Annotated in this window: 7 protein-coding genes and 2 tRNA genes; 6 read left to right on the forward strand and 3 right to left on the reverse strand. The window is 55.4% G+C overall.

Annotated elements, in window-relative coordinates; translation table 11 throughout:
* Positions 1-21: 21 nt before the first annotated feature.
* From C4318_07575 to C4318_07590, 4 genes are all read left to right on the forward strand, one after another.
* Entirely contained in the window at positions 22-561 is a 540-nt protein-coding gene (locus C4318_07575) for a hypothetical protein (protein ID MER3454998.1), read from the forward strand.
* Entirely contained in the window at positions 558-2,090 is a 1,533-nt protein-coding gene (locus C4318_07580) for a glutamate--tRNA ligase (GenBank protein MER3454999.1), read from the forward strand. Before C4318_07575 ends, C4318_07580 begins: the two co-directional genes overlap by 4 nt.
* Before the next feature lie 163 nt (positions 2,091-2,253).
* Positions 2,254-2,325: transfer RNA gene (locus C4318_07585), tRNA-Gln, on the forward strand.
* A gap of 40 nt (positions 2,326-2,365) precedes the next feature.
* Positions 2,366-2,438 (forward strand) — tRNA-Glu (locus C4318_07590).
* A 55-nt stretch (positions 2,439-2,493) separates the two neighbouring features.
* Here C4318_07590 and C4318_07595 read toward each other — a convergent pair.
* The gene (locus tag C4318_07595) at positions 2,494-2,925 is read right to left on the reverse strand and encodes a VOC family virulence protein (GenBank protein MER3455000.1); all 432 of its coding nucleotides are present in this window, start codon (positions 2,923-2,925) and stop codon (positions 2,494-2,496) included.
* 216 nt (positions 2,926-3,141) lie between these two features.
* Here C4318_07595 and C4318_07600 point away from each other — a divergent pair, with 216 nt between their 5' ends.
* Entirely contained in the window at positions 3,142-3,633 is a 492-nt protein-coding gene (locus C4318_07600) for an HU family DNA-binding protein (protein ID MER3455001.1), read from the forward strand.
* Positions 3,634-3,926: 293 nt separating this feature from the next.
* Positions 3,927-5,000, forward strand: coding sequence for a hypothetical protein (locus C4318_07605; protein ID MER3455002.1), 1,074 nt, complete (start codon positions 3,927-3,929; stop codon positions 4,998-5,000).
* 99 nt (positions 5,001-5,099) lie between these two features.
* On the opposite strand, the gene C4318_07610 is transcribed toward C4318_07605, so the two are convergent.
* Both C4318_07610 and C4318_07615 read right to left on the reverse strand, forming a co-directional pair.
* Entirely contained in the window at positions 5,100-5,837 is a 738-nt protein-coding gene (locus C4318_07610) for a PIG-L family deacetylase (protein MER3455003.1), read from the reverse strand.
* Positions 5,834-6,362 (reverse strand): hypothetical protein (locus C4318_07615; protein ID MER3455004.1); only part of this gene is annotated, 529 nt, incomplete at its 5' end. The genes C4318_07615 and C4318_07610, both read right to left, overlap by 4 nt.

The following is a 6,362-nucleotide window of genomic DNA, read 5'->3' on the forward strand; positions in this document are numbered from 1 at the left end:
GTAGAAAGACAGGCAAAGACCTTGGGAAACGACTACTTGATCAACTCGAATACCCCACAGGATCCGGCTCAGCTCGACGGCTCGCGGCTCAAGTTGCGCCTTCCTCCCCCTCCCCGCTGGCGGGCATCCAGGCCGGCGGAAGTAGCGACGCATCCCCATGGTAAGGGAGTGCTTCTTGGATCTCCGGTGCCAGATGCAGGATTTGCTCTTCGTCTTTACAGAGCTATAGAGCCTTCTGTGATCGGAACACAGGGAATCGACCCGCTGGATCTGCGCGCTGCCATTCAGGCGACCGCTCTAGCGCGTGCTTCGCAACTCGGACGCGCACCTGTAAGAGCTGACATCGAATGGGCTGTCGCGTATTGGGGATTTGGGTTGAAGGGCCAGTTCGATGTATCCGATAGACCTCCTTCAGGCATACACCCTGCCGAGCGAAACGATTTGTTTTCGGGATGCGCTCACGACGTGCTCAAGCAAAGAAAGATTGCTTCCTTGATTGACCACTCGCTAGTTGCGAGTTCTCCAAGTGAGATTGTCAGTTTGGGTTCAGGTCGTCGGTGAGCCGGGAGTCAATTACGCGAGTTCGCTTTGCTCCTGCTCCCACTGGCCGTTTGCATGTGGGATCTGCGCGTACAGCTCTTTTTAACTGGCTCTATGCCCGTCATACCAAAGGCCAATTTGTCCTTCGGATCGACGACACAGATCAGGAGCGCTCTAGCGATGGCGCAGTAGACCACATTTTCGACGTTTTGAGTTGGCTGGGTTTGGATTGGGACGAAGGCCCGGATATGGGCGGCCCATACGGTCCGTACCGCCAGAGCGAACGGTCCGACCAGTACCGCGAACGTGCAACCGAGCTCCTCCAGGCAGGTTCGGCCTATCTATGTTTTTGTACTCCGGCAGTTCTTGAGGAGATGCGTTCTCTTGCTAGCAGAGAGGGCCGCCCCGTTAGATATGACGGCAGATGCAGAAAGCTCGATCCTCGAGATACAGCTCGGAGGGTAGAAGCTGGGGAGCGGGCGGCTATCCGCTTCGCCGTTCCTTCAAACCGAGAGATCGTAGTGAGAGACGTAATTAGGGGTGAGTGTCGCTTCGATACTGCATCCATCGAAGACTTCGTGATTCTCCGGGCTGACGGGAGTGCCACGTTCATTTTTGCAGGAGCTTACGATGATCTAGCAATGCGTATAACCCACGTAATAAGGGGAGAAGATCTTCTCTCTGCGACACCTCGCCAGGTCCTCGTGCACGAAGCTCTTGGTGGAAGTACCCCCACTTTTGCACATCTGCCACTCATAGTCGGCGAAGACAGAACCCCGCTCTCGAAGCGCCATGGCGACGTCTCTTTGGGGTGGTACAGGGATGCGGGTTTCATGCCCGAGTCGATCGTGAACTACTTGGCGTTGTTGGGTTGGGCACCCGATGACGGATCGGAGATATTGACGAAACGCGAGTTAATCGAGCAGTTCGATCTCGAGCAGGTTAGCAAGAACCCAGCTGCTTTCGATCTAAAGAAGCTGGAATGGATGAACAACCACTACCTTCAGTCCTTGTCTCCCGACGTCATAGCCGAGAGAGCTGTCCCGTATCTTGCTGCCGAAGGCCTGATCGAAGATCCTCCAACTGAGGAGCAGTGGAAGCGTCTGCTGGCGGTTGTTCCTCTGGTTCAAGTAAGGATGGACCGTCTATCCCAGATAGTAGAGCTTGCCGGGTTTCTTTTTGGGCCAGCCTACATCGAGGCGAAAGACTGGAAGAGTGTGATGTCGGCCGAGTGGGCAGGCGATCTCTTGCGGTCTATGCGGGAAGTTTTAGCTTGCCTAAAGGAATGGACAGCTCAAAATATCGAGGTTGCTCTGAGGAAAGTCGCTGCTGAAAAGGGAATAAAGCCCCGTTTGGCTTTTGGTCCTTTGCGGATTGCTGTTTCTGGGAGGCGGGTTGGCCCTCCGCTCTTCGAGTCTCTCGAAATACTGGGGAGAGATACGGTACTGACAAGAGTCGGGACAGCGCTGGACATTTTCGAGGCTCACGGCGCCGATCTTGGCCCTGGTTCCTGGCCGTTAGAGCCTACCCAGCCCAGCGGCAGTAATTGATCGCACGATGATTTGGATGGCTCTGTTAGCCTAGCGTTTTTGTAACCCGCTACCGCACCCTGGTCTGTCGGTGCAGGATTGGGATGGAAGTGTCCTAGTTCGGACAGTAGGCCGACCCCTCGGCCGCCCGGCCTATTCTCGGGGTAGGCGTCCACAAGGAAATTCGGGGGTGGTGTAACTGGCAACACGGCAGGCTCTGGACCTGCTATTGGGGGTTCGAATCCTCCCCCCCGAGCGCTCATGCAGTGCCTGGCGCGGAGCGCCATGGTAAAAATGGCCCCATCGTCTAGCGGCCTAGGACACCACCCTCTCAAGGTGGAGACACGGGTTCAAATCCCGTTGGGGCTACTTCCTTGAATGCGTGGGCGATAGGAGTGCGTGCGTTATCCGCATTTGCATCCTCTCAACGGTACCACTTGAGTTCAATCCGGTAGCCGTCTGGGTCGCTGAGGTAAAGAGAAGGACCCACTCCTTTCGCTCCGAGACGCTCAAAGTTCACCGCTGCTTCAACGAGGACGCCTTCTTTTTCCAAAGCCTCTCGTGTAGCCTCGGGATCGCCGTTATCTACGGTGATGCAGATATGAGCGACTCCTTTGGGGCCTACAGATCCGGGGTCTTCGGCGGGGACTAAATCGAGCAGCGCATCCCCGATCCGCATAGAAAGAAATCCTCGCTCTCCCCGACAAAACTCGTCCTTCATCTCCGGCGTAGCTCCGAGGTACTTTGCATAAAAACGCTCAGAGCGAAAAACGTCGGAAACCTTGAGTACGACATGGTCGATCCCGACTGCTCGCGGCCAGTTAAATCCCGTTGTTTCACGCTTGCTATCGGCCATCTGAGTCCGTCAATGTCGAAAATAGTCGTAATGCAACGCAGAGAAATTATATGACCATGCCGCGCGGAATCAGGCTTGCGAAGCCGCATTCAGCGCTGCCTTCCTGACCGGCGTTTCAAAAAACTTCACGACAATGCCGCGAAATCGTTGACTTCTAGCTGATTTTGGTTTTTCATTATTTGCGCATAGCGACCCGCGTTCTCGGGGAGGTGAGCGGTGAACAAATTGGAACTAGCAGAAAAAGTCGCTCAGGCGACAGGTCTCTCTAAAGACCAGGCGAACAACGCTGTGACCGCCTTAGTCAACTCGATGATGGCGGCGGTCGCCAAGGGTGAGACTGTAAGGATACCGGGCTTCGGCACATGGACGTCTAGGACGCGGCCAAAGCGTAAGGGGATTAACCCGCAGACCAAGAAGGTCATGCAGATTCCTGCGAAGAAGGTTCCCGCTTTCAAGCCGGGAAGCGTCTTCCGGGATGTCGTGGCTAATCCTAGCAAAGCCTCGAAGTTACTATCGCTTCCGAAGCCTCCGGCAAAGCAGGCTGCAAAGAAAGCGGCAGCCAAGCCCGCGGGTAAGGCTGCGGCCAAAAAGACGGCGTCCAGCAAGCCTGCTGCAAAGAAGACGGCAGCCCGCAAGCCTGCTGCTACAGGTAGGACGACGGCACGCAAGACCGCTACGGGCAGGGCGACAGCTCGCAAAAAGAAATAGCTGGCTCTACGCACGCACGCGAGTAAGCTGCGGCTGGGTCGCAAGATTCACGCGGGTTTTATCACGTACCTGTGCGTCCGAGGTGATTCGCATATGTTTGCGCGATGATTTCGCTCTGTCGTCGTAAGTTTGAAGGCTGGAGCAGCTGAGGGTTCCCGGCATCTGCGAATTGAGGTGCCGGGAACTTTTTATGGTCTCCGGCAACGCGCAAGCGTCATTAGGCCAGCACTGCTTTTGGCGGTTCCGATCGGCTGTATTATCGGCACTATCGGGTCGAGTGAGGGACGAAGGGTATGCAGTGCTCGGTTTGTTACTCTTCCAACCGCCACGGTGCCATTTTTTGCGGAACGTGCGGCGCTATGCTCAGGGGCCAGTCCACGCCCTCTGTTTCGGACGGAAACGTGTGCCAGTCCTGCGGTTCGGTAGTCCCTATAAAGTTTCAATTTTGCGATACGTGTGGACAGCCGTTGGGTGGTCTGGGGCCCTCATCCAAGCGAGAGGGGAGCGCTGAGGTCCCGGTTCCTAAGAAATTAGCGACGGGTGGTCAACTTCCGGAGTCGTTCGGCGGCGGACGATACAGAGTCATGGGGCTTCTAGGTGAGGGTGCCAAAAAACTCGTCTATCTCGCGAGAGACACTAGCCTGGGACGAGATGTGGCTCTCGCTGTCGTGAAGTCCACTCTGACCGGAAACGATCTGATCCGTTTGCGGCGTGAGGCAAAGGCCATGGCGCAGTTGAGTGATCATCCGAACATCGTCCCCGTCTACGATACGGGAGAGGAGAAAGGGCATCCCTTCATAGTTAGTCAATACATGAAGGGAGGAGATGTCGAGACTCTTGCAAAGCGATCGCCTGGCTCTCGCCTACCGGTCAGCCAGGCTGTAGGGGTAGCGATTCAAGTTGCCTCAGCACTCGAAGCGGCACACCGCAGAGGAATCATCCACCGAGATGTCAAGCCATCCAACGTATGGCTCTCCGAGCAGGGAGTTGCCAAGCTTGGCGATTTTGGCCTCGCTATCGTCCAAGACGAGTCTCGCATCACTCGTGTTGGAATCATGATTGGAACTGCTACATACATGTCTCCAGAATGCGCGGCAGGCGGTGCGAGAGTGGCTGATGCAAGAAGTGACATCTACTCGTTGGGAGCCATGCTTTTCGAGTTGTTGGCTGGACGACCCCCGTTCATCGGCGACATGGTAAAGGTTATATATCAGCAGAGGCATGTTCCTCCGCCGAAGTTACTGGAAGTTGTTGGAGGAATAGATCCGCGCCTTTCGGATCTTGTTGACGGGATGCTCGCCAAGGATCCCAATTTGCGGCCCCAAAGCGCTCAGCAAGTTATCGATGCGCTCCGGCTTTTCGTGTAACTAGGAATAACCCGAGCGCAGGGACCACTCACAGAAAGCTTACTTCTGATTGGCCCTCGTAAAAGACTGAGGCTTCTCTGTATTTTTTATTTTCAAGTCCTAGCTAGCCGGATCTACGAACCGAAATGCCTCGCCCAGGGCAAAGCCGCCCAGGCTTCCGTGTTCTCTAGCGGTGCGGCGTATCCGCTCCGCGAAACGCTCCACGTCTGGGCCGTCGGGGTCTTGTATATGCATTGTCGATTGGAACTGGCTTTTATGTGCAAGCAACGCCTCGATTTTTTTGTCCAAGTGCTCTACGCTGATTTCCTCGATGTGATTCGGGTCGCCAGCGTCCCACAACAAAAGTGCTTTGGGGCGGTGGTGTAGTACCCCAGCAACGGCCAACTCCTCAAGGAAACGTGGATCACGGGCGGCCACCACGGCGTCACACACACTCCGCCCCACTTCTCTGTGGTCTGGGTGCAAAACATTGTGCGCCCACGGATCGTGAGTCAGTATGACGTCGGGTCTTAGAGAGCGTATCCAGGTTGCCACTTCCCTCACTAGACCATCGGTTGAAACTACGTTTCCGTCTCGGTGTCGCGAGAAGTAAACCTTGTCGATGCCCAACACGTCGCAGGCGTGTCTCTGTTCTTCCTCACGTCGCAAAGCTAGGTCGAAGGGGTGGATGTCTAGTCTCCAAGTGCCTTTGGAGCCGTCGGTTATCACCACGTAGGTGACAGACGCCCCGTTAGCTGTCCATTTAGCAACAGTAGCTGCGCATCCAAACTCTGCGTCGTCGGGGTGAGCTGGAACGACGAGTACTCGTCTTGGGAGCTCAATGTTGGACGTTCTCACTCTGGCTCCCTGGCTGTGCTCAAGAGCTCATCGAGTACGTAAAAGCTACGTCGATTCGTGTCCGCTGCGTCGAAGGGCGCTATGTTCCAGAGAATCAAGTGCTCGAGACCTATTGCCGCGTACTCTACGGCTTTGTCGTACAGTTCTTCAGCGGTTCCGTGCCAGACAAACTCGTGTACCACCTCGAAGGGAATCTTGGCCACTAAAGACTCGGCTTCGCTTCTCGACATACCAGCAGGAACGAAGTCCAAAAGCCCGTAAGACCCCGTTCCCAAAGGATGAGCGTACCCCGCTGCTTGAAACCGCTTATCGCTCAGTGCCATACAAAAGCATTTCACCAAGGGGTTTTCCAAGATTTTGTGAGCGGTCTTATGGTCTTGCGCTGGGACGCAATAACAAAACATGGCTGCCACGATTTCGTCCATCTGCCTTCCGGCTTTGGAGGCGGAATTGCGAAGTTTATTCAGCTTTTCCGAATACTCCTCGATCGGAAGGGCGGTCGGTATCCAACCATCGCCGAGCCTA

This window comes from Acidimicrobiia bacterium, assembly GCA_040289475.1.
GTDB lineage: Bacteria > Actinomycetota > Acidimicrobiia > ATN3 > PSLF01 > PSLF01.

What these genes read in the sequence shown, in the direction of transcription:
- C4318_07595 (MER3455000.1), bottom strand. Translation starts at nt 2,925, where the DNA reads ATGGCCGATAGCAAGCGTGAAACAACGGGATTTAACTGGCCGCGAGCA.
- C4318_07605 (MER3455002.1), top strand. Translation starts at nt 3,927, where the DNA reads ATGCAGTGCTCGGTTTGTTACTCTTCCAACCGCCACGGTGCCATTTTT.